The 22,267-nt window shown below is 40.3% G+C and carries 22 protein-coding genes, 1 pseudogene and 1 riboswitch; of the genes and pseudogenes, 10 read left to right on the top strand and 13 right to left on the bottom strand.

Going from position 1 to position 22,267, the window contains the following annotated elements:
* Positions 1-107: 107 nt before the first annotated feature.
* Entirely contained in the window at positions 108-392 is a 285-nt protein-coding gene (groES, locus tag AYR53_RS07300) for a co-chaperone GroES (protein WP_068223293.1), read from the bottom strand.
* Positions 393-588: 196 nt separating this feature from the next.
* On the opposite strand from groES, the gene AYR53_RS07295 reads away from it, so the two are divergent.
* Positions 589-1,227 (top strand): CPBP family intramembrane glutamic endopeptidase, encoded by a 639-nt coding sequence (locus AYR53_RS07295; RefSeq protein ID WP_068223290.1) that lies wholly within the window; start codon positions 589-591, stop codon positions 1,225-1,227.
* A gap of 266 nt (positions 1,228-1,493) precedes the next feature.
* Here AYR53_RS07295 and AYR53_RS07290 read toward each other — a convergent pair whose 3' ends face one another.
* Entirely contained in the window at positions 1,494-2,153 is a 660-nt protein-coding gene (locus tag AYR53_RS07290; RefSeq protein ID WP_068223287.1) for a redox-sensing transcriptional repressor Rex, read from the bottom strand.
* Between the two features lie 342 nt (positions 2,154-2,495).
* Between AYR53_RS07290 and AYR53_RS07285 the strand changes: the two genes are divergently transcribed.
* Positions 2,496-4,454 carry an ABC-F family ATP-binding cassette domain-containing protein gene (locus tag AYR53_RS07285; protein ID WP_068223284.1) on the top strand — a complete coding sequence of 653 codons (1,959 nt, stop codon included), beginning with the start codon at positions 2,496-2,498 and terminating at the stop codon, positions 4,452-4,454.
* A 146-nt stretch (positions 4,455-4,600) separates the two neighbouring features.
* On the opposite strand, the gene tsaD is transcribed toward AYR53_RS07285, so the two are convergent.
* The 5 genes from tsaD to AYR53_RS07260 all read right to left on the bottom strand — a co-directional run bounded on the left by tsaD (position 4,601) and on the right by AYR53_RS07260 (position 8,240).
* Positions 4,601-5,644 carry a tRNA (adenosine(37)-N6)-threonylcarbamoyltransferase complex transferase subunit TsaD gene (tsaD, locus tag AYR53_RS07280; protein ID WP_068280899.1) on the bottom strand — a complete coding sequence of 348 codons (1,044 nt, stop codon included), beginning with the start codon at positions 5,642-5,644 and terminating at the stop codon, positions 4,601-4,603.
* Between the two features lie 11 nt (positions 5,645-5,655).
* Entirely contained in the window at positions 5,656-6,123 is a 468-nt protein-coding gene (rimI, locus tag AYR53_RS07275; RefSeq protein WP_158234209.1) for a ribosomal protein S18-alanine N-acetyltransferase, read from the bottom strand.
* A 4-nt stretch (positions 6,124-6,127) separates the two neighbouring features.
* Entirely contained in the window at positions 6,128-6,676 is a 549-nt protein-coding gene (gene rimI / locus AYR53_RS07270; RefSeq protein ID WP_068223279.1) for a ribosomal protein S18-alanine N-acetyltransferase, read from the bottom strand.
* The gene (gene tsaB / locus AYR53_RS07265; RefSeq protein WP_068223276.1) at positions 6,660-7,388 is read right to left on the bottom strand and encodes a tRNA (adenosine(37)-N6)-threonylcarbamoyltransferase complex dimerization subunit type 1 TsaB; all 729 of its coding nucleotides are present in this window, start codon (positions 7,386-7,388) and stop codon (positions 6,660-6,662) included. The genes rimI (AYR53_RS07270) and tsaB overlap by 17 nt, the downstream gene beginning before the upstream one ends.
* A gap of 321 nt (positions 7,389-7,709) precedes the next feature.
* Positions 7,710-8,240, bottom strand: a complete 531-nt coding sequence (locus tag AYR53_RS07260; protein WP_225359715.1) for a folate family ECF transporter S component — start codon at positions 8,238-8,240, stop codon at positions 7,710-7,712.
* 130 nt (positions 8,241-8,370) lie between these two features.
* A riboswitch (THF riboswitch) is annotated at positions 8,371-8,468 on the bottom strand.
* 495 nt (positions 8,469-8,963) lie between these two features.
* On the opposite strand from AYR53_RS07260, the gene AYR53_RS07255 reads away from it, so the two are divergent.
* Positions 8,964-9,938, top strand: coding sequence for an asparaginase (locus AYR53_RS07255; RefSeq protein WP_068223268.1), 975 nt, complete (start codon positions 8,964-8,966; stop codon positions 9,936-9,938).
* Positions 9,939-10,003: 65 nt separating this feature from the next.
* Positions 10,004-10,147 carry a hypothetical protein gene (locus AYR53_RS13520; protein WP_156519986.1) on the top strand — a complete coding sequence of 48 codons (144 nt, stop codon included), beginning with the start codon at positions 10,004-10,006 and terminating at the stop codon, positions 10,145-10,147.
* Between the two features lie 56 nt (positions 10,148-10,203).
* Here the strand turns inward: AYR53_RS13520 and galU are convergent, their stop codons facing one another.
* The 4 genes from galU to AYR53_RS07235 form a co-directional block, all read right to left on the bottom strand.
* A complete protein-coding gene (galU, locus tag AYR53_RS07250) occupies positions 10,204-11,103 on the bottom strand; it encodes a UTP--glucose-1-phosphate uridylyltransferase GalU (RefSeq protein ID WP_068223266.1) in 900 nt (299 codons plus the stop codon).
* Between the two features lie 335 nt (positions 11,104-11,438).
* Positions 11,439-11,681 (bottom strand): hypothetical protein, encoded by a 243-nt coding sequence (locus AYR53_RS07245; RefSeq protein WP_068223262.1) that lies wholly within the window; start codon positions 11,679-11,681, stop codon positions 11,439-11,441.
* A gap of 399 nt (positions 11,682-12,080) precedes the next feature.
* Positions 12,081-12,320 (bottom strand): hypothetical protein, encoded by a 240-nt coding sequence (locus AYR53_RS07240; protein WP_068223259.1) that lies wholly within the window; start codon positions 12,318-12,320, stop codon positions 12,081-12,083.
* A gap of 181 nt (positions 12,321-12,501) precedes the next feature.
* Positions 12,502-13,320: a sugar phosphate isomerase/epimerase family protein gene (locus AYR53_RS07235; RefSeq protein WP_068280902.1), complete on the bottom strand. Its 819-nt coding sequence runs from the start codon at positions 13,318-13,320 to the stop codon at positions 12,502-12,504.
* 161 nt (positions 13,321-13,481) lie between these two features.
* Here AYR53_RS07235 and AYR53_RS07230 point away from each other — a divergent pair, with 161 nt between their 5' ends.
* From AYR53_RS07230 to AYR53_RS07220, 3 genes are all read left to right on the top strand, one after another.
* Positions 13,482-13,661 carry a hypothetical protein gene (locus AYR53_RS07230; RefSeq protein WP_068280906.1) on the top strand — a complete coding sequence of 60 codons (180 nt, stop codon included), beginning with the start codon at positions 13,482-13,484 and terminating at the stop codon, positions 13,659-13,661.
* Between the two features lie 369 nt (positions 13,662-14,030).
* Positions 14,031-14,864 carry a metallophosphoesterase family protein gene (locus AYR53_RS07225; protein ID WP_068280909.1) on the top strand — a complete coding sequence of 278 codons (834 nt, stop codon included), beginning with the start codon at positions 14,031-14,033 and terminating at the stop codon, positions 14,862-14,864.
* A gap of 525 nt (positions 14,865-15,389) precedes the next feature.
* Positions 15,390-16,097 (top strand): hypothetical protein, encoded by a 708-nt coding sequence (locus AYR53_RS07220; RefSeq protein WP_068280911.1) that lies wholly within the window; start codon positions 15,390-15,392, stop codon positions 16,095-16,097.
* Between the two features lie 80 nt (positions 16,098-16,177).
* Here AYR53_RS07220 and AYR53_RS07215 read toward each other — a convergent pair.
* Positions 16,178-17,461, bottom strand: a pseudogene (locus AYR53_RS07215) (ISL3 family transposase).
* A gap of 584 nt (positions 17,462-18,045) precedes the next feature.
* Here AYR53_RS07215 and AYR53_RS07210 point away from each other — a divergent pair.
* The 3 genes from AYR53_RS07210 to AYR53_RS07200 all read left to right on the top strand — a co-directional run bounded on the left by AYR53_RS07210 (position 18,046) and on the right by AYR53_RS07200 (position 20,305).
* Positions 18,046-18,654 (top strand): hypothetical protein, encoded by a 609-nt coding sequence (locus AYR53_RS07210; protein ID WP_068280914.1) that lies wholly within the window; start codon positions 18,046-18,048, stop codon positions 18,652-18,654.
* 111 nt (positions 18,655-18,765) lie between these two features.
* The gene (locus tag AYR53_RS07205) at positions 18,766-19,230 is read left to right on the top strand and encodes a hypothetical protein (protein WP_068280917.1); all 465 of its coding nucleotides are present in this window, start codon (positions 18,766-18,768) and stop codon (positions 19,228-19,230) included.
* Between the two features lie 646 nt (positions 19,231-19,876).
* Positions 19,877-20,305: a GtrA family protein gene (locus tag AYR53_RS07200; RefSeq protein WP_068280921.1), complete on the top strand. Its 429-nt coding sequence runs from the start codon at positions 19,877-19,879 to the stop codon at positions 20,303-20,305.
* A gap of 435 nt (positions 20,306-20,740) precedes the next feature.
* Here AYR53_RS07200 and tnpC read toward each other — a convergent pair whose 3' ends face one another.
* Positions 20,741-22,249 carry an IS66 family transposase gene (tnpC, locus tag AYR53_RS07195; RefSeq protein ID WP_068222405.1) on the bottom strand — a complete coding sequence of 503 codons (1,509 nt, stop codon included), beginning with the start codon at positions 22,247-22,249 and terminating at the stop codon, positions 20,741-20,743.
* Between the last annotated feature and the right edge of the window lie 18 nt (positions 22,250-22,267).

The raw sequence follows: 22,267 nt of genomic DNA, 5'->3' as shown, positions 1-22,267 counted from the left end.
TGTTCACTACTATATTTTTTGCAGTTTTTTGGAAGTTACAAATTTTAATATTTGTGTTTAATTCTAAAGGAACCGTATTAACTAAGTTACTAATACGCTAAGCAAAGTTATTCAACAATTGCTAATAAATCCTTTTCATGTAAAACTAAATAGTCGGCGCCGTCGTAAGAAACATTGGTACCGGAATACTTATCAAACATAACGTTATCGTCAACCTTGACTGTCAAGGGAACAACGTCACCATGATGATTTGTGGCACCTGGGCCTGCTGCTACTACTTTACCCGTTGTTGGTTTTTCTTTTGCGTTAGAAGCTAACACAATACCACCAACTGTTTTTTCTTCTTCATCTTCTACTGAAACAATGACGCGATCGCCTAATGGTTTTAACACGTTTAATCCCTCCATTTATCATTTGATGAGCTTTAGCACTCCTAGCAGTTAAGTGCTAATCACAATATTTATAATAACATGTTCTAGTTTGAATGCAAGTCTTAAGCACAAAAAAGCTTTAAAAATTTAATTAAAACCGCTAAGCTAGAAAGAGATATTTTAACGTACAAAAATCAACGCTCTAAAGGAGGATTATATGCTCGCACGAAAAAATGCTGTCAGTACCCTTAGCGTTTATTTGATTATTTTCTTATTACCTGCTTTAGTTAATTCAATTATTCGTTTAAAAACGGCTTTATACCTTTTTCAAACAATTGATTACGTGGTGGGTGCGGCTATTCTAATCATCATCTACCAGAAATTTTTTGCACCAACGCAAATGGAAAAGGGAGCGCAAACAAAAACTAGCCAGATTATTCTCTGGGGTATTCTTGGTGCTTTTCTGGCTCTGATTGGTCAACTTGCCGCCAGCTACTTAGATCAGCTTATCTTTCACACCACGACTAGCTCGGCCAACACCAGCGCTATCTTGACCGTTATTCGAAGCTACCCTTACTACCTAATCATGGCCGTCGTTGCCGCACCAATTATGGAAGAACTAGTTTTTCGGCGGACCATTTTTGGCTACCTTACTCCCTTCACTGGTAAATTTGGCGCCGCTCTAATCTCCAGTGTCTTTTTTGCCATCGCTCACAATGATAACCATTTACTAACTTACACAGCCATTGGCCTAGTCTTTTGTTACCTCTATCAGCGAACGGGCAAGATTGCGACTTCAATGATTAGCCACATGGTGATGAATGGCATTGTAATCTTAATGTTACTCTATCGTTAATATCCGCAGATTAAGGCTACTTTAATTAAATTAATGGGAGTGTGACAAAAGTCGGTTTTGGGTTTACTGCGTAACGTAAGCTAATCCAATAACAGTACTATGGTTATTGGATTAGCTGTAGTTAGGCACGTAAATCCAGACTTTTGGCGCACGTTCTAGAGCAATATTCGGAAACAGTAAGAGGCTAAGACTTTTTGTCCCAGCCTCATTAAATTTTGCGCAAAAAAACAACCAAGTCCTAATCTTGGTTGTTTTTTTGAACTATTTTATTTAGCAGTGTCGCTAGTGCCACCTTCATTACCGTAATGATCTAAAAAGTAGATCAACGTTTGTAACTCGTTGGCCAAATCAACATTTTGGATCCGAACAGTTGCCGGAACGGAAAGCCGAATTGGCGTAAAGTTCATGATTCCCTTTACGCCAGCCGCAACCAACTCATCAGCAACATCCTGCGCGTGATTAATTGGCACGGTTAAGATTGCGACATCGATTTGCTGAATCTGCAATTGTTCCTTCATATCTACCATTGGATAAACTGGCACACCACTTTGAATTGTGTTAGCAATCTCTTCATTAATATCGAAGGCTGCACTGATTCGAACACTATTCGTTTGTTGAAAATTATAGTTCAGTAATGCGTGCCCTAAATTACCAACCCCAACTAACGCAACATTGGTAAGTCGATCTTGATTTAAGGTCTTCTTGAAAAAATTGAGTAGATCTTCGACATCATAGCCGTAACCACGTTTTCCTAACGCCCCAAAGTAAGAAAAGTCGCGACGAATTGTTGCACTATCTACTTGTACTGCTTCTGAAAGTTCAGTTGATGAAACTCGGTTTGTGCCTGCGTTGAACAAAATGTTCAAATAGCGATAGTAAATCGGTAAACGTTTGGCAGTTGCCTTTGGTATTTTTGCCTCAGCCATTGCTTATCCTCCATTAGTCATCTTAAATTAGCTTGTGAATTTATCTTAATAGACAATGGTTATAATACCGTATTTACTTGTGAAATGCAATTAGACTGTTTAAAATAACCACCAATTTATTTGGGAAAGGGATCACTTATCAACCTAAACAGATCTCGAAAATACATGAAAACGCTTTAATAACCACCATAAACTTGTTCTTTTGTCTGTGAAAGCCGCAACTTTAATTTTCTTATGACTAGTACTGCTTTTCCTTTGTAAAAGTCGGCCACCTTTTGTCCCGCCCACTTATATGGTAAACTAGATTGAATAAATTGCTGAAATGAAAGGAAGGATTCCACTTTGATCTTACTGCAAGCACAAAACGTTGCCCGCCACTTTGGGGCCGATGTTTTGTTTGAACACGTTCAACTGGAAATTCAATCACAGGCGCGCGTCGCCTTGGTTGGCCGTAATGGGATCGGCAAATCAACATTGCTCAAGATCTTAGTTGGGCAAAATCCCCCTGATGTTGGCCAAGTGATCACAAGTAAAGGCGTCACAATTGGTTATCTACCTCAGGATACCGGCCTTGACTCAACCAAAACGATTTTTGCTGAAATGTTAACCGTTTTTGCTAAACTTCAAGCAATGGAAAAACGGATGCACACTTTAGAACAACAATTAGGTGATCCCAAACTACTAGCCGACGAGGAAGCTTACCAAGCTACCTTAAAATCTTATGAACAGTTGCAACACGACTTTAGCGACCAAAATGGCTACGGTTATCAGGCCGAAATTCGTACCGTTTTACACGGCTTTGCCTTTGGTGAAGACTATTATGATCACCCCATTAATGAGTTATCTGGTGGTCAGAAATCACGTTTGGCCATGGCTAAGCTACTTTTAGAAAAACACGATTTATTGATTTTAGATGAGCCAACTAACCATCTGGACATTGATACATTAACTTGGCTAGAAGGTTATTTACAAGGCTACTCAGGTGCCCTGTTAATTGTTTCCCATGATCAGTACTTTCTTGATAAAGTGGCCAACGAGGTCTACGACATGAGTCAGCATACCACCCGCCACTATAAAGGAAATTACACAAAGTACCGTGCTGAAAAAGCTGCCTACCAAGAACAAGAGTGGAAAGCTTACGAAAAACAACAAGCAGAAATTAACAAGCTCGAAGATTTCGTTAACAAAAACATTGTGCGGGCTTCAACAACTAAACGGGCTCAAAGTCGGCGGAAACAGTTAGACAAAATTGTCCGGTTGGAAAAACCGCAAAATGACAATAAGACCGTCCGCTTTAGTTTTAGTGAGGACAAGCCCTCTGGTAACCAAGTATTAGACGTCATTAACGCGGCTATCGGTTACAGTGCCACCCATGTTTTGGCGGACCCCATTGACCTGCACCTAAAACGTCATGAAGCAATTGCCATTACCGGCCCGAATGGTGTTGGCAAATCAACACTGCTAAAAAGTATCTTAAAACAAATTCCGTTTTTGCGCGGTGAGGCAAAACTAGGTGCAGGCGTTGACATTGGCTATTACGATCAGGAACAGGAAAACCTCCACCGTAATAAAACCGTTCTAAACGAAATTTGGGATGAGCATTCAACCATGCCTGAAGTCAATATTCGCAGCATTCTGGGCAGTTTTCTTTTTACCGGTAAGGATGTTGAAAAATCAGTTGCTGCCCTTTCTGGTGGCGAAAAAGCTCAGTTAATGTTAGTCAAACTAGCAATGAACCATAATAACTTTTTGATTCTCGATGAACCCACTAACCATTTGGACATTGATAGTAAGGAAGTTCTAGAAAAGGCATTACTTCATTACGATGGGACTATTTTATTTGTTTCACATGATCGCTACTTTATGAACCGCATCGCTAGTAACGTGGTGGAATTGTCCCGCCAAGGTACGAAGCGTTATCTTGGTAACTATGATTATTACGTGGATAAAAAGGCCGAGGAAGCGGCAATTACGGCCGAAAAAATGGCCAATGCGGGCCCAACTGAAGTTGTGAGCCACGCAGCAGCACCAGCTCAACAGGACTATCAGCTCAATAAGGAACAACAAAAAAAGGAACGCAAACTCAGTCGCGAAGTTGCGGCACTGGAGCAACAAATGACAACGTTAGACCAGCAAAGTCATGACCTTCAAGTTGCAATGACGCAACCTGATGTTTTGGCCGCCCCAACTAAGTTAACTGAATTGCAGCAACAATTGGAAACAATCACTGCACAACAAAATCAAGTTGAAACGGATTGGGAAGAAAAAAGTTTGGCCTTGGAAGAATTAACGGGTGATTAGCGTTTTTTAGTCTAAATCGTATTTTCCCAGTATTCCCTAGAAAATCTTTAAAAAAGCAGCAACAAAAATAACGACCACTATTGGTGGCTTATTCACAAGCTAGCAAAATGCTAGTAGGATAAGCTTCACAATCGCGGTCGTTATTTTTAATTTAGCACTTCTTCAGCGTAGGCAAAGGACAAACTGGGATCGGCATTTAAATCTAAATCAGCACGAGCACCTCGCGCCATCATAACGTGAGCCGCAGCCCCAATCATTGCCCCGTTATCGCTACACAAACGAATCGGTGGCACCACAAAATCCAAGTTAGGATCTTCCTGGTCGATTGCGCTGGTTAAGGCACTACGTAAAGCCGAATTAGCGGCAACACCACCGGCCAAAACCAGTTGGCCAACGCCATAGGCTTGACAAACTCGCATTGTTTTCGTGATCAAAACATCAATCACACTAGCCTGAAAGCTAGCCGCCAAATCAGGTTTCGATAGTTTTTCACCTCGTTGCTCAGCATTGTGCACTTTATTGATAAAAGCACTCTTCAAGCCACTAAAACTAAAATCATAGTTAGCGTCTTTAATCATTGCCCGAGGAAAGTTAAACGTATCCTGCCCTAATTTACTTAAATCGTCAATCTTCTTGCCGGCAGGATAAGCCAAATTGAGTACCCGCCCGACTTTGTCAAAGGCCTCACCAGCAGCATCATCTCTGGTGTCACCAATGATTTCAAACTCACCAGCCCCACGCATGTAAACTAACTCCGTATGGCCGCCTGACACTAATAACGCCATCAGCGGATAAACCAGTGGCTTAACTAAACGAGCCGCATAGATATGACCTGCCATGTGGTTAACGGGAATCAACGGTAATTGATGGGCAAAGGCAACTGCCTTGGCCGCAGAAACGCCAATCAACAGTGCGCCAACTAGTCCTGGACCGTAAGTGACCGCAACCGCTGTTAAATCCCCGTAGGTTACGCCAGCCTGCGTCATTGCCTCTTCGGCACACAAGGTCACCTGTTCAACGTGATGGCGACTGGCAACTTCCGGAACCACACCGCCAAAACGCTTTTGGCTGTTAATCTGTGAAGCGATCACATTACTACGAATTTTGACGCCATCTTCAACCACCGCCACACTGGTTTCGTCACAACTTGATTCAAACGCTAAAATTAATTCTGGTTTCTTTTCAGTCACCGTCTTGTCTCCTACCTTCCTTGCCAGTACTTCTCCATAACCAACGCATCTTCAGTTGGATTAGCGTAATACGCCTTTCGCTGCGTCAAAAGTTGAAACCCCAACTTTTGATATAACTGCTGCGCCGCCAAATTTGTTCCGCGAACCTCCAACAAAAAACGGCACGCTTCAGTCTGCCGCGCTAATAGCCGCTGCCATAATGCCCAGGCCAAACCTTGTCGCTGAAAATCACGGTGAATAGCAAGGTTCGTGATCTCAAGTTCCGCAAATAATTTTGTGTAACTAACAAACCCCACTAGCCGCCCATTCAACTTTAAAAAACCGTAAAATTGATAATCGGTTTGCATATTTTCTTGAAAACTAGTTTGACTCCACGGTGAACCAAATTGATAACTTGCTTCACACAATTGAAAACAGGCCTTACTCAATTTCGCGGCGTGTGCCACAAGGTCCGTCTTTGTCGGAAAATAAAACACCACAGTCTTAATTCTCCTCGCCTAAAGGCAACATCATATTCAACGCATCTTCATGATTAACAACGTAGTAAGAACGTTTGATATTCTGATCCAAAAAACCCAGCTGATGGTATAAATGCTTAGCGGGCTCGTTTGAAACTCGTACTTCTAGTGTTAACCTAGCAGACGGAAGATCCGCCGCCCGTTGGATCATACTTAACATCAAAAAACGACCAATCCCAAAATTTTGAAATTTAGGTACGACAGCAATATTGGTCACGTGTGATTCAGTTTTAGTAAACCAGCAACCAATAAAGGCCACAATTTCGCCCTCAAAAATAAGGACAACGTAAAGTGACTGGGTTGTCTTTTTCAACTCACTTAAAAAAGCCGCCCGGTCCCAAGGCGTTGTGCCAGCATAACATTGCCGTTCAACTTCCAACAAGTCGTCGACATCATCTTGTTGAGCTCGGCGCATGCTAAAATTTTGCCCACCAAGGTTCACTGCCTGATCGAGAAAATTCAATGTTGGCTTTGTATTCGAATGTTGGTACCAATCCTTAAATCTCTTCCACATACGGTTCGTGCCCCTCATTTGTGGGATGCTGCTTCAACCAATTCGCCTCTGCCTCGGTAATCCGTAAATAATTTGGTGCAAACCGATGAATATTCGCCACTGGTTGGGCAGTTTGGCCAAGTAACGCCAATTTACTAGCGTGTGGTAAATTATCAATCCCACTAACAAACTGTGCTTGTTGCCCTAACTTAGCCGTAATTTGTGGCCGAAACGACTCAACGTCATCGCCAATAAACTGCAACGGTGCCGTTTGCGTAGCCAATTCGGCAAGCCAACTAGCCATCGGTGTGTGACGGTCGGCCAAAACTGAAACTAATTCACCATTCTGCCACCGATAAGCCCCAGTAAAGGCCGCATCCCGGCGAGCATTAAAGACCGGAATAATTAAACCGGCCGAAGTTGTCACGTTGGCTGCCAAAGCCGCTAAACTAGAAATTCCGACTAATTCTTTATGCAATGTCCAAGCAAACGTTTTGGCCGTAGTCACGGCAATTCGAATTCCAGTATAGGAACCAGGACCCTGAGCAACAACAAAGCGATCAACGGCCGCTGGTAATAGACTTGTACTCTTAAATAGTTGGGCAACTGCCGGCATTAAACTTTCACTGTGCGTCTTACGAACGTTAATGGTTGTTTCACCTAAAACAGTTTGGTCGCGGACAAGTGCAACACTCATTGCGCGGTTAGATGTATCAATTGCTAAAACTAACATCTCGAACTTCCTTTTTAGTATTTGTTGGTATCGTAGCACAAATTAGCCTTTTTTTCATTAGTTGTTACCTAAAGGCTCTTAAAAAAATATGTCTATTTTGCATTTTTAAATATAGCCTAGTGCAGATTTGAAAGGCGGCCAGACTCAATTTCATAATTGAGAAGTGTCTTTTTTGATACTCACTAGTCCTTTTTGATCACAAAAGTGGACCAAAAGCCAATTACTGCTGGTGACCACCAAAAGTGTTTCGGCCGTTTCACGACCAAGCCACTCTCTTAGGCCAATCCTCAGAATTTCATTGCCTTTTGGTCCACTTATTTTTTACAATCTATCCCGCAAACTTAACATATTGCGGTTTGTTCCCAGCCAATACACCAACAGAACTTGAATTGGCGTTAATATTAAGTCCTTTAAAATTCGGATGGGTAAAATCCCCCAAAATGGCGTTTTATAAAGAATTGTTAGCCACAATGTATTTAAAAAGACGTTAACGACAAGCATAATAATTAAGGTAGCCATAATAACCCGCCACCAACTCATGTTTTGCCGGTAAAAGAACACCCCATAAATGACGCCGCCTAAGAATGCCGAAATAGTAAAACCGACAAAATAGGTCCCCGAACCGCCAAGTATTAAGGTATTAACTAAATCACAAATCACCGCTGCTAGTCCTGCCCACCAGGGTCCAAACCACCAACCCATAATAAACGTGGCCAGAAAAACAAAATCCACCCGGACTGACCAAATTCCAAACACGGGAAACTTACCAAGCACTAATTGCAGTGCCATTAGTAGACCCAGAATCGCAATACTGCGCGCACTGAGCCGTTTACCTGTTAAAGCTACTTTCAAACTGGACATCTCCTCTTGGAGTGCCACAAATATGAGATCGTGCATTTAGCTTTGTAGCCAAGTGTCTAGTTCAGCAAACCGTCACGTGAGGCGTCCCTCACGCACACCTTGAGAAACCTCCCCCAAAATATGCGGCGAATGCGGCAAAGAAATCGCAACCAATATCGGTTTTCGGGTGACGTTCACATTCCGTTCCGTCAGCACTTAACGCTCCTAGCCTACTCCGTTATTTTTTTGTACATTTTTCATTATACTGCTTCAAATTCACCAGGCCAACTAGTTAGGCGAAGTTTTTTAATTATTGTTAAAAAAAAATGAGAAAAAGCTTGGCGAACTCTGATTAAAATCACGGTTTAATTTCATTTTCGTTCCTTATTATCAAGAATGTAACCAAAACAAACCAAACCTTTTTCATTTTTCGACTCTTTTTCGTAACTGAAAAGAGACTCTCCCCAGACCATCTTCTTCCCCGAAGATGGTCTTTTTTTAAATGAGGCTGGGACAAAAGTCCTAGCCTCTTACTGTTTCTGAACATTGCTCTAGAATGTGCGCCAAAAGTCTGGATTTACGTGCCTAACTACAGCTAATCCAATAACCATAGTACGGTTATTGGATTAGCTTACGTTACGCAGTAAACCCAAAACCGACTTTTGTCACACTCCCTTTTTTTAAATGCAAAATAAAGTTATCATTTAGATTAAATAAACGCTCTAGGAGGTTACAATGAAAAAAATTCTAATTTTACACACCGGCGGCACCATTGCCATGTCCGAAAATGAAAGTGGCACCATCATTCCAGGGGCTTCCAACCCACTAATGGCCTACAATCAATTATTTGCTGGTCAATATGATGTTAGTTCTGAAGAGCTATTCAACCTTCCTTCGCCCCACATTACACCTAAAGAAATGTTACTGCTGAGTCAACGCATTAATCAGGCCGAACAGGCCGGGGTTGATGGTGTTGTCGTCACTCATGGCACAGATACTTTAGAAGAAACGGCCTATTTTTTGGATCTGACCTTGCCCAGTACCATTCCCGTGGTGATCACCGGTGCCATGCGTTCCTCCAACGAAATCGGTTCCGATGGTCTTTATAATTTGGAAAGCGCGGTAAAAACGGCCGCCGATGACGATGCCCGGGGTAAAGGCGTTCTCGTCGTAATGAACGATGAAGTTCACACCGCCCGTTTTGTGACGAAAACGCACACTACTAACGTTGCGACCTTCCGTACCCCTACTTTTGGCCCAATTGGTATTATGGAGAAAAATGGCGTTAAATTTTTTCAAGAACTAACGGAACAACAGGCTTGCCCAATTACCCACGTCATTGATCACGTTTACCTATTAAAGGCATACGCCGGTATGGATGATCACTTACTAACAATGTTAGATCTGCCTAGTACCAATGGTTTAGTGATCGAAGCAACTGGTGCTGGCAACCTGCCACCACAAACCTTGCCTGCCCTTGCTAAACTCATTGCCCATAAGATTCCCATTATTTTAGTGTCCCGCTGTTTCAACGGCGTTGCGGAACCTGTCTACGGCTATGAGGGTGGTGGCCAGCAACTACAAAAAATGGGGGTTATTTTTTGCCAAGGCCTCAATGGTCAAAAAGCACGTATTAAATTACTAGTTGGCCTATCAGCCGGTAAAAACGGCCAACAATTAGCCACTTATATGCAAGACGCCATTTCTTAATTTATAGGTCCCTTTAATTTAAATTTCGCCTTCAACGGCGTAAACTGTTTTTTGAGGTGAAGATTATGAACGGAAAACAGCATTTAAAAACTGTTTATGCAGCTAAGGTTAAAAATATGACGCCAAAACAGCGACAAAAATTTGATGGCTTCCTTCTGGCCGTCACTGCGGCTGCCGAAAAACAACCTAAACGTAAAATTAAGTCATAAAATACCGCACCCCTAATTTCACTTAAAAATGAAATTGGTGGTGCGGTATTTTTAGTTTATTTCTTTGCTTGCTTTTCAGCTTCTAACTTCTTAGAAAGCGCGATAATATACTTTTTCAATTCATCTTTGACCTCAGGATGTTGCAAACCATACTCAATATTGGTTTCAACGTAACCAAGCTTGTTTCCAACATCATAACGCTCACCCTTGAATTCGCGAGCAAACACGCGCTGAGTTGTATTCAAGGTGTCAATCGCATCGGTTAACTGGATTTCACCACCGGCACCAGGTTTTTGCTGATCCAAGATGTCAAAAATCTCTGGAGTTAACAAATAGCGGCCAATAATGGCCAAATCGCTGGGAGCTTTATCAACAGCCGGCTTTTCAACAAAGCGTTTAACGTTGTACAGACCAGGAAATTCTTCAATTTGCGGATCAATCACACCGTAAGCCGAAACGTCCTCATGGGGCACACGTTTAACGGCCAAAGTTGAAGCGTGTGTTTTTTCGTAATCGTCAATCAGCTGTTTTGTCAAGGGCACTTTATCGTGCATTAAATCGTCGCCTAACATAACAACAAAGGGTTCATTAGCAATAAATGATTTAGCCAAACGCACGGCGTCGCCTAAGCCATTTGGGTGCGACTGGCGAATGAAGAATAAATTAACCTTCATGTTGGTCGTTTCTTGAACGGCCTTTAACATCGCTGTTTTTTGCTTTTTAATTAAATTCTGTTCCAATTCTGGTGCTGAATCAAAGTGGTCTTCAATTGGCCGCTTGCCCTTACCAGTAATAATTAGGATATCGTCAATTCCGGACGCCTGGGCCTCTTCAACAATAAACTGAATGGTTGGTTTATCAACGATTGGTAACATTTCCTTTGCCATCGCTTTAGTGGCCGGTAAAAATCGTGTTCCAAGTCCCGCTGCCGGGATAACTGCTTTATGTACTCGCATGTAAATTCCTCCAATAAAAGATTTGCTCCCATTATACCGTATTTTGCCAGGGATGAACCGACAAATCAAGTCGCTAGCGAAACCGATTTCAAATTAAGTCACTAAAACCACGCCATCGTTGCCATTTTTGGTATAGACCAAAGTATAAAAATATTTGCACCTAGCCTACTAATTGATCAACTTGGCTGGACTAAATCAAAAACGTCTTTCTATTTTCCACTTAATTTCTTCAAACCAACCCTAAACAAAAAACGAACTAAAGAATGGCCATGATCTAAGTTATTTAATAAACTAGATCAAAATTACCGTTCTTTTGGTTCGTTTCCATCACCTAACTAGAGACTTAATCTTTTTGCAAGTTGCTTATAATCGTCACTAGTTAGTTGCTTTAACACGTGATTGTAATGAGCTGGAATCTTTTCAGTTCCAATCGGAGTAAACAAAAAACTGCTACGAGCATTTTCAACGTATGTTTGTAAATCAGGATAAGCAGTGATTTGTTGCTTATGATCCACCAAAAAACTCTTGAACTGCTGTAATAACTCGTAATCATTAACGACTTTAGTTGCTGTAAACATCCTGCGCACTTCCTTATTAAAATTAAATAACTTCTCTTACCAAGAGTTACAATAACGCCGTTACGGTCTTTTGACAACCATTTTGCTATCATTCATAGGGAATCCTCATTTTGACTTATGCAAACATCATCATTTTCAAATAAGGCCACTGTGCTGGGCACTACAATCGCTTAGTTAACAGCAGTTTGTTGCTTCCTGATCTTAATCTAATTAACATTTAATGTTAGCTGGAAGTTGCCCTACTAAGTAACGAAAAAAGATCAGCCTCAGGAAGTAAACTGCCTCCCAAGACTAATCTTAAGTTGATTTAATAATTTAGCTTAACGAAATGTCAGCCTAGCAAAGTGTCAAAAGTTATTTTGCTTAATAACTCAGCAGGTGCTTAAAGACACTTCCTAATTAAAGACGTAACTGTTGCTCAATTTGGTGAATATCTTCGGAAGTCAATTGGCGAATAACCCGATTATAGCGACTAGGAATCATGTGACTACGACGCAGTGGGAATGAAAAAGCAGTTCTTTCCTTTTTTACGTAAGTCGTCAGATTGGGGTAGTGGCTAATTTGTGATTGACGTTCCCCTAAAAAACTCTTAAATTGTTGAAACAGGTCATAATCTGAAACCGTCTTCGTTGCTAACATAACGTTCTCTCCTTTAAAATGTCCGTAAGTAATTCGGCTATGGCATCACCATAACATAGCCATATTTAAAGGCAACTGATTTAGGTTGCTATGAGGGCATTCTTAGGAGACTCTTACTTTGATTTAATTTAATTCTATTGTGCCACTTACCTAACATGAAAATGTTAGAAACCTAACATGCTTATTTACTACTTTTTTCTAAGGCCGTTAAATAGGCGTGACTCGCCACTTGTTCCTTAGCATCGTTGGGATCGGCCAAATTGATTTCATAAATATTAGTTGCCCGTGGATTAAGGCGGGGCAAAACCTGCGCCCAGTTAATTGCGCCTTTGCCAACTTGTAAACTATCGTGAGTTAGGCCCATGGAATCCACAATATGGTAATGGACAATATGATCGTGTAACCGATCTAACGCCGCCATTAGAACCGCATTATCGCCGTGAGCCTTGATAAAACAGTGACTAGTGTCAAAAGCTAAGCGGTAGTTTTTCGCGTAAATTTTGTCATCCATTGCTGGATCACCGTAAAAATATAGTGGTGAAATCGAGTTTTCAAACATAATTCGTTCACCACCGATTTTGGCAAAGTAGTCTAGCCGGCCAAACATTGCCTTCTCGGCCGCCGCAAAATCATCGTACATTGCAATAAAATGGGGCGTTTGCCGAAAATAAGAACCGTGCAGTAACACCTGAACACGCTTTTGTGTTGCAATAGCTAACATGGCCTCTGTACTGGTTTGAATGAAGCGGTAAAGTTCGGGCATTTGTTCTTCTGGCGCAATCAATTCAGTATAGTTGCCTTGGTAACGCATTGGTTGGTGCAGAACAATTTTGCCGGTTACTGCTTTGACCTGGTCAATGGCCGCCGCTAATTGTTTTAAACCTTCTAGTGTAAAATCACTTGCTTGTAAAAAAAATTCAAAAACTTCCGGCCGGTACTGGAGCCGATCATTAATTTGGCTTGCCGCAGTACTGGCCTTCAAACCGAGCTGAACTGTCAATTGTGCCGCTTCCTTTTTTTGATTTTAGTATAACACGCACTTTTTTAAACAAATTATTGCTATTTTCGGTATACTAGAAAGTGATAAAGTACGTTCTGCCATTTTATCACAATTTTCATACTTGGCCTGAACGTAAAACTCACTTGAAAGAAGGATGCTAAATGGCTGATACAAACGAAAAACAAATTGCGGCGGACCTCACTAAGGCTTGGCTTGCCCAATTCAATAACCAAGATGACCAACACAAGATTGCGCCAGAAACCGTTGCTAGTACTTACAAGTTTTTGGAAGACGTGGTTACGGGAACAATCCAACCACAACAGGGACCACAAGAACAGTAGCAAGATTGTGCCGGCGGGTAATCTCTTCCATAACCGCCCAACAAAAATTACTGGGCGCTAGTTAACTATTAAATTAAGGCGTGTTTGGAAAAGTGCGTCAATTGAAGTATGGCAAATAAGCACGACCTAAATTTTCGGCACACGTTCTAGCGTATTGCTCAGAAATAATAATAGGCTAGGACCTTTGTCCGTGAAGTGAACCCCCGGTATTGGACTAAAATCTAATCCCGGGGGCTTTACTATGACCAAATACACTAAGCTCAGCCCTCTGCCATGCCGACCAGCTACTTTTTAACTACTCTAGTCCAGAAGTCTACTGACCACCAGCTGTGTTAAGCTAAAGTTAATTCAACCAAAGGACTTGATTATTTGACTAAAATTGCAATTATTTCTGACAGTCACGGCAATGCCACCGCTCTGGCCGCCGTTATCGCCGATGCCAAGAAGCACGCCGCGGATATCTATTGTTCCGTTGGCGACATCACGATGCGAGGCCCTTCGCCACAAGAATGTGTTGATCAACTACGCGCGGTTAATACAAAAACTTGGGTACTAGGCAATCACGAACAAACTTACCGCGACTTATTGACGACTGGCGATACGCCAATTCATGGTCCCAAGAAAACGATGGCCCTAATCTTTGCGCAGTATGACCAGCAGCATCTTGAACCAAAGACTTATCACTGGCTGGCCGACCTACCCTTGCGGCAAACAATCACGGTAGCTGGCTTTAAAATCGATGTCCTTCATTCTTTGCCTAAACAAACTTACGGCTCGAGTACACAACCAACTAAGCCACAAGAAAATTTTGACGCAATTTTTGCTGGTAGTAACAGTGATATTGCACTATATGGTCACACCCACCGGCAAGTTTTTCGGTATAGCAGTGATGGCCGCCTAATCTTAAACGCTGGTACAGTTGGCTTAGCAGCCCCTAGCAACCCAAGATTTTATAACAATCGCGCCCAGTATGCCTTACTGGACCTTGATGAACATGGCGTTAGCGATATTGATTTTCGCCAAGTCAGTTATGACGTTGAAGCTGAACTCAAAATTGCCCGTGAGCGAAAAATGCCCTATTATGAGCTTTACGCAACTATTTTGCGGGAAGGCCGTTACGCCTATACCGTGGAAAATATCAACACAATTAATGAAGCAAATGATTATGAAAGGATTGCCGCCAACTTTCTGGCTACTTTTTAGGCTAGCGTATATTTGAAAAGAACTCAGATACTTACTTTTTAAATATCTTTTCATCAAATTAGGCCGGAAAAATAATACTATTAAAATAGTTACCGATTCTTTAAGCAAGTATTCATATTAGATTCCAAGCTACTTTTCCAAATACGTTTACACCAAATCAGGCCGGAAAATACTAATAAAGGTGTTTTTCAAACATAAACCTATCTAAACGTGGCCAAAAATATTTTCGTTGGCCTCTTTTTTGATTAATCTGGTATAGCCGCGCTTGAAAACCTTTCTGATTATTTCCGCAAATTATTCCCAATTTAGTTAAAAACGATTTGTTAAACTTCGCCCGAAATTAAACCATTTTTTTGGCATAAATTCTGCTTAAATTTACCGGAAATGCCCGTCTAAAAGCGGGCGTTTTTTGAACTAAAAAAACAGGTTAAATTTAGGTTAATTTGCTTTACTTTTCGAGCGGTACAAGCTATTGTGAAGCTGTAAGGAGCCGCTAAATAGTACCATTGAAAGAAGGCGTTGATCATGCGAAAAATGATCCAATTAAGTGCCCTAATTTTAATGAGTTTATCCCTTGCAGCTTGCAGTGATTCTACTGCATCGTCAACTAAGCAATCGGCACCGGCTACAAAAATCAGTCGTGTTACTAGCCGGCAGTCAACTAGTTCAACAACTCAATCGGCAACTAAACGGTCGCAAAAGGCTAAAGTCGCTGATCATTCAGCCGTTAGTTCTTCAGTAAATAGTGATCAGGCCGCAACTAAAGCTGCATCGACCAAAACCAGCCAGGCTAGTCAAGCTAGCACGGCCACACAAACAGCACAACCTGCAGCAACTCAGGCCCAAAGTAGCAGTACAACTTCGCAACCAAGTAATATGATGCAAAATGGTACCGGCGATAGCTACAATAACAAGGTTAATAACAATTCAAATGCTGGCCAAGCGGCAACTTCGCAATCGACTAACATGATGCAAAATAATGCTAGTGATAGTTACAATAATAAGGTTAATAATAACTCAAGTGCTAGTCCAGCGGCGACTAAGCAATCTAGCAACATGATGCAAAATAGTGCCAGTGATAGCTACGACAATAAGGTCAATAACAATTCCAGTGCTGGCCAGTCTGTGACTAAACGGCCGACTAACATGATGCAGAATAATGCCAATGACAGTACAAACAATAAAGTCAATAATAACCCTACTGCTGGACAATCAAGCAGTGTGGTCAACTAAGCGACTATTTATTGGGCGTGTGCTAAAAGTTTCGGCTCTCTGTCAAATCCTGTTGATAGCCAATTTTACAGTGTTAGAAGCTAAGCAACTTCTAACACTGTTTTTTTGTTTGGTTTGGTGCGCATTTGTTGTAGTTTGATCCGTGAAACTAGATGGTGATAGTTGCGAAACCCAAAAGCCGTTCGCTGGATCTGTTTGATCATGCGATTGATGCCTTCAATGGGACCGTTCGAATACTTTGATTCACTGGCATTGAGGATGATCTCTAGGTTCTTCTTGAAGGTAATTAGTGTGGCCTTCATTTTGGGGCTGGGTTGCTCATTATGATATAAATAGTTCACGAGCCCATCTTTATCGTGATTTTTTAGACAAGTCATGATGCCTTGCATGATGGTGTAGGTGTTCGCTAACGTTTCATCCAGCTCAAGACCCAACTGAACGCGTTCTTGCTGGGTTACTTGTTGGCGCAGATGGCGGTCATAAAATAATTATTTAGCCTCCAGGTCATCACAATGTTTTAAGGACAGTTTCCAAGCGAATTTTAGGATCCGATATTCTTTGGTCCGTTTAGAATATTGTTTCATAAGCTGCACGCGACTTTGGTTGAACGCTCTGGTCATCATGGCGACAATGTGAAACCGATCAACGATGATCTTAGCGTTGGGAAATACGGCTTTAACAATGTCTTGGTAGTAACTATTAAGGTCTAAGGTCACGGTTTTAACGCGCTGACGCACGCTGAGCGGAAACTGCTTAAAGTAAGCGATAATGTTTTGTTTCAACCGATCCGGTAGAAGCTGTTGAATTTCATGATCACCAGCACCGTTAATACAAATAAAGTGTAGGACACCGCCAACACCGCGTACTTCATCCATCGCTAAATGTTCTGGCAGATAGTTGTAATTCCGTCGAAAGAGATCATCATATTTATCTAGGTAGCGACAAACAGTACTGGGTGAGACATTATTGTCACAAGCAATACTCTTTTGGGTCCGATCATCTTGTAAGTGCATAAAGATCTTTTGGCGAGTCGCCCGAGAGATATTGCAATATTTATCAACTAGCTCAGTTGTTGCCATCACACTAGTCCCACAGCCTTTACAAAGCAGGCGCTCTTTATGCAGTTCTAGATAAACCGGCTCACTGGCGTTGGCGGCTAGGTAGGTCACCCGGGAAAGGTAGTGACCATTATGATTGAACTGATCAAAGCCACACTGGGGGCAACGTTCAAGGCCGGTCTTGACAGTTGCGCGATAGACTTTAATTCGTCTGTTTTGTTTGTATTCGTAACCATAATCAAAAAAAATGACATTTAGGTCTTTAATACTGAGCGCAAATTTTATATGATTGTCTAGAGGGTTCATGGTTTTCTCATATCCTTTCAAATGATACTGTAGTGGGTGGATTTTTTGGATGAGAGCTGTGAGCTCTTTTTCTGTCCTTAAATTGTAAATTCAAGGGCCCAAAAAATCCTGTTAATAGTTTACCACTTTGTAAACTATCAACAGGAAAAAGTATAGAGCCAAAGTTTCTATTTAGCGCACGCTTTTTATTTATATTTCTAAATATTTCAATTTTGACATGTTTAATAGAAATTTATCCGCTATAATTTTTAACAAATTTTAATTTAAAAAATATAATTTTACTTTTACAATTCAACGGCAGAACTATATGCTAATATTAATGAAGTAAAGAAAAAGAAATTGAGGGATTAAACAACTTAATTTTCTTCGGCTGTAATCCAAGATCATATAACCATTAATATGTTCAGGAATGGTTTTTCCCCTTCTTTTTAGGCACGTTTAAAACTAATTTTTCACTATTTTATACAAAAAAATTGTTTAAAGATGTATTCTAGAAAAATCACCGAAAATAGCGTATATTTGAGTGATATCATTCTATTAGCAAATATTAGTGTGGCATTACAATTTAATTTAGGAGCTTACTCATGAAAAAAATTTTTAGTTTAGGGATTGTTTTAACGGCAACATTAGCGTTAAGTGCTTGTGGCACCCAATCCGGTAGCAAACAAACGACCACTGAACCTGCAAACAATCAATCTTCCGATAGTAATAAGCATAAGATTAAAAAGACTAACCCACAAAATAAACAGAACGTACAAAAATCTAGTACCGGTACTGCTAGTACAAATACTAGTAGTACGGCGACTATTTCTTCTGAACAAAAACAATCTAATACATCAAGTCAACAAGTGATTAACAGTAGTGCTAGTCAAACCGAAGATCAAACTAGTAAGCAGAACATTGCCCAATCAGCAACATCTAATAGTCAATCAGTATCTCAGTCAAACAACCTTTCGGCCAACCAAATTCGACAAATGTTAGTAACACAAATGCATGCTAACAGCAATGTACTTGCAACGATTCCCGACGACACAATCACTAGCATTTATAACCAAGCTGTGAAGAAAGGTGCTGATATTGGTGGTGTTTATTACCCATTATTGAAACAGTACCCTTCAATTGGTGGCAGCGACGCTAACTATTATAATCAGCAATCACAATCGAACCAGAGCAGTAGTCAGGCTAACAATTAGACTTCAATCTGACAGTAATCAAGACTGGTCGGCTCTAACCGCTATGTTGTTAAATGATCTAAAATAACATATTTAAAACATTTGAGTATTTTTTAATATGGAGGTAAATTAATGAAAAAAGCACTTAAATTAATGATTCTCTTATTGACAGTCTCTGGCCTAGCAGCTTGTAGTACCACTGGCTCAAAAAACGAATCATCGACGTTTTCAAAAAAAAGTCATTCTGAACAAGTTTCTAAGACCTCGGAAAGCACTTCGATGAATGACCAGCAACATAATACAGCAAGTGAAGACACTTCTTCCAGCGCTGCAACAAATTCGGCAGGTACACAATCACAGGCTAGTCAATCAGACCAAACGGCTGCCAAGTCTGACCACTCAACTCAAAATAGTAACAATGATATGCAGAATAATCCCAGCGATAGTAATAATAATAAAGTCAATAATAACTCTAATGCCGGCACGCAATCCACGAGTAGCAGTAGTAGTGATACTCAATCACGAAACAATATGCAAAATAGCCCTACTGACAGCAATAATAACAAAGTTAATAATGATCCAAACGCTGGTAAATAATCACTGCATTAGATACAGAACCAAGGCACGGCAAAATTTGTGATAGCTTTTTAGTACAGTACAATACATGACATAATTGCTAAATTGACCATGATTACTGTAAATTTATTAAAGATAAATAATTGAACAAGTGATCTTAGATAATGATTTAAGAGAGCCCTAATATTTTCTTCTATATTAATGCATTATTAATACATTTGAAACTTATTTTTTACTGGTTATTTTCTAATTAATTTAACTTAACTATAATTCATAATTTTTCAAAGTGGTAAATAATTATTTTACTTTTAAACGATCCTAAGTCGCTTTTAGCATGACTGATTTTTTCCTATGAACTGTTACGCATATAATTAAAATGTAGTAAAACTACGCTATACTCCCACCGGATAGGTGCACCATTATTTTTAATAATGAACACATGGTAGCGGGCCGACTAACCTAAGTATTAAATATTAATTTAGTGATCAAAAAGACCAACTATTCACCAGATTAACTAAAAACAGAAATAATTGCCACATGTTTTTAAATTAATTCAGTACAATAAAAAAACATTTGGACTAATAAAGTGACTTTAAATATTTCTCTGTTAATACTATTAGCAGTAACATCTAAAAAACTTTAATCAATAACTTATTGGAGTAAATACATGAAAAGAATAATTCAATTCAGTCTCAATATTTTAAATAGGTATAAAAATATTATTGCTTATCTAATTTTTGGTGGATTAACCACTTTAATTAACATAATTGTATTTGGGCTATTGAATTCAAAAACAACTTTAAATTACCAAATTGCTAATATCATTGCTTGGTTTTTATCAATTTTATTTGCTTACACAACAAACAAGCGCTGGGTATTTACTTCAAAAACTAATTCTTTTAAAGAATTACTAAAAGAAATGGGCTCATTTTTCTTTTTTCGTGGTCTATCTCTAATTTTAGATATTATAATTATGTGGTTTGGCATTTCTTTATGGCATATTAATCCCTTACTAACAAAAGTCGTTGATAATATCATCGTTGTTATTGCCAATTATTTCTTTAGTAAATTCTATATTTTTAAACCAAATAATTAATAAAACTCAATTAACTAAACAATAAATAAAACGTCCTCAGTGACCTAAAAAGCACAAAAGATCTAATCTATCATTTAAATTACATCGACAGAAACAATAAAACACTCAAACAAAAACTTCAAAAATGAAGTATTCGTTTGAGTGTTTTGCTATTTACTTGAAAATAATTAATATAAACTAGGGCGTGTCTTCAAAATCGATAAATCAGTTCTATTCTTAGAATTTTGGTGTTCATTATTAAGTTAATTCAAGAAAAATGGACCACTTAACTTTGAAAAAAGATGATTTTTCTGCAAGTAACGAACATTTTTTAATTTGAAGACACACCCTAGTAATACGTAAGCAGTAAATAATCGACCGTTTAAAAAAGGCAAACCGGCTTCTCGAAATTGAGAAATCGGTTTGTCTTTTACATTACGCCACTATTTCTGGCTTCTATTCATTTGACGCTTTATTTCTATCTTGATGTCTTGCCCCAGAATAATTCCATGGTAAATAACCCTCTAGCTGGGCCAAATCGGTGAAACTAGGGTGTTGGGGCATTGTTTTTAATAAATAGGTGATATAGCCTCGCGGATCAAGCCCGTTAGCTTTAGCACTTTCCACTAAAGTTAACCAAATAGCCGTTGATCTTGCGCCTGCTTGGCTGGTACTGAAGAGCCAGTTCTTTCGACCAATCACCAGGCTCTTCATATTGCGCTCCGCCGCATTATTACTCCAGTCCATGATACCAACGTTGACTAGCCGCTCTAGTGTAGATCGTTGATCGATCGCGTAAGTGACGGCTTTACCCAAACGTGATTTAGGTAATACGTCGGCCGAATCGATCCACTGCCAGAATCGCTTCAATAATTTACGCACTTTACTACGGCGTCTTCGACGACGTACCCGGGGCGAAAAATGTTGCCATTGACGCTCCAAGGCAAACATCTCGTCAATTAGCGCTAAGGGAACACTGCTAATTGGCTTACCATTAGCTTGGGTGGCATCGTAAAACTTACGGCGCACATGCGCCCAACAACCGATACGCGTAACACTATTTTCTAACAGATTATAGCCGGTATAGCCATCACACTGCAGGATGCCGGTAAAGTTCCGATATAACTTTTGCGCAAAGGTTCCTGAACGCGTACTGCCATAAGCATAAAAAATGATTTGCTGCGGACTTTGTTTTACTGTTCTAGCCACCCACATATATGATTTAGCGGCTGCTGTTTTACCAGGCTCACGTAACACCTGCATCGGTGTTTCGTCACCCTGTAAATAACGTTGGTTGCTGAGTCGCTGCTGTAATAAATTATAAATTGGTTCGACCAACTGACTCGTTTTGATAATCCAGTTTGAGATTGTTGCCTCTGATAACGCAATACCCAAGCGCTGCCAATCTGCTAACTGTCGGTATAGTGGTGTTGCCAATAGAAACTTTTTATGAATGATCTCCGCGACTAACGAAGCCGAGGCGAGACTATGCGGAATTAAAGCGACTGGCGTTTGGGCTTGCACCAAATGAGCGCTGCCAGCTTCAAGCTCACATTCAGAACACTTATAGGTTTGCGTATAAATATGTTCTCGATAAAGTTTGGCCGGAATGAAATGCACCTCTTCACGAACAAACTTTTTCCCAACCGGTGTCAACTCGTGCCCATAGGCACATTGTTGCGTTGGTAGATCAATAACAGTTTCTCTTACTGGTAAATCACGACTTAGAGTTTCTTGCCGTGTCTTTTTGCGCTTTTTCTTTGCCGGTACTTGATCTGCGTCGCTTTGTTGGCCAGGTTGCTCTGGCGTGATAAAAACACCGTCATTACCTTCTAGTAGTGACAGTTGGTTAGGATCAATTTGTTCTGATTTTTGACCGTAAATTTTTTTAGTCAAGTAGGCAACCATTTCAGTTAGTTCCGCGACTTGCTTACGTAGCGCTATAATTTCTTCTTCGGGTGTCATTAGCTTTATCCACTCAAT

The sequence above is a fragment of the Loigolactobacillus backii genome, from assembly GCF_001663675.1.
Lineage (GTDB): Bacteria > Bacillota > Bacilli > Lactobacillales > Lactobacillaceae > Loigolactobacillus > Loigolactobacillus backii.
This window is presented reverse-complemented; position numbering and strand designations above follow the sequence as displayed.

Bases quoted from the DNA above. Each gene is read 5' to 3' on its own strand.
- AYR53_RS07230 (WP_068280906.1), top strand. From the start codon at position 13,482: ATGGCTGATACAAACGAAAAACAAATTGCGGCGGACCTCACTAAGGCT.
- AYR53_RS07295 (WP_068223290.1), top strand. From the start codon at position 589: ATGCTCGCACGAAAAAATGCTGTCAGTACCCTTAGCGTTTATTTGATT.
- AYR53_RS07210 (WP_068280914.1), top strand. From the start codon at position 18,046: ATGAAAAAAATTTTTAGTTTAGGGATTGTTTTAACGGCAACATTAGCG.
- AYR53_RS07240 (WP_068223259.1), bottom strand. From the start codon at position 12,320: ATGTTAGCAACGAAGACGGTTTCAGATTATGACCTGTTTCAACAATTT.
- galU (WP_068223266.1), bottom strand. From the start codon at position 11,103: ATGCGAGTACATAAAGCAGTTATCCCGGCAGCGGGACTTGGAACACGA.
- AYR53_RS07245 (WP_068223262.1), bottom strand. From the start codon at position 11,681: ATGTTTACAGCAACTAAAGTCGTTAATGATTACGAGTTATTACAGCAG.
- tsaB (WP_068223276.1), bottom strand. From the start codon at position 7,388: ATGTTAGTTTTAGCAATTGATACATCTAACCGCGCAATGAGTGTTGCA.
- AYR53_RS07290 (WP_068223287.1), bottom strand. From the start codon at position 2,153: ATGGCTGAGGCAAAAATACCAAAGGCAACTGCCAAACGTTTACCGATT.
- AYR53_RS07220 (WP_068280911.1), top strand. From the start codon at position 15,390: ATGCGAAAAATGATCCAATTAAGTGCCCTAATTTTAATGAGTTTATCC.
- tnpC (WP_068222405.1), bottom strand. From the start codon at position 22,249: ATGACACCCGAAGAAGAAATTATAGCGCTACGTAAGCAAGTCGCGGAA.
- AYR53_RS07200 (WP_068280921.1), top strand. From the start codon at position 19,877: ATGAAAAGAATAATTCAATTCAGTCTCAATATTTTAAATAGGTATAAA.
- AYR53_RS13520 (WP_156519986.1), top strand. From the start codon at position 10,004: ATGAACGGAAAACAGCATTTAAAAACTGTTTATGCAGCTAAGGTTAAA.
- AYR53_RS07255 (WP_068223268.1), top strand. From the start codon at position 8,964: ATGAAAAAAATTCTAATTTTACACACCGGCGGCACCATTGCCATGTCC.
- AYR53_RS07205 (WP_068280917.1), top strand. From the start codon at position 18,766: ATGAAAAAAGCACTTAAATTAATGATTCTCTTATTGACAGTCTCTGGC.
- rimI (WP_068223279.1), bottom strand. From the start codon at position 6,676: ATGTGGAAGAGATTTAAGGATTGGTACCAACATTCGAATACAAAGCCA.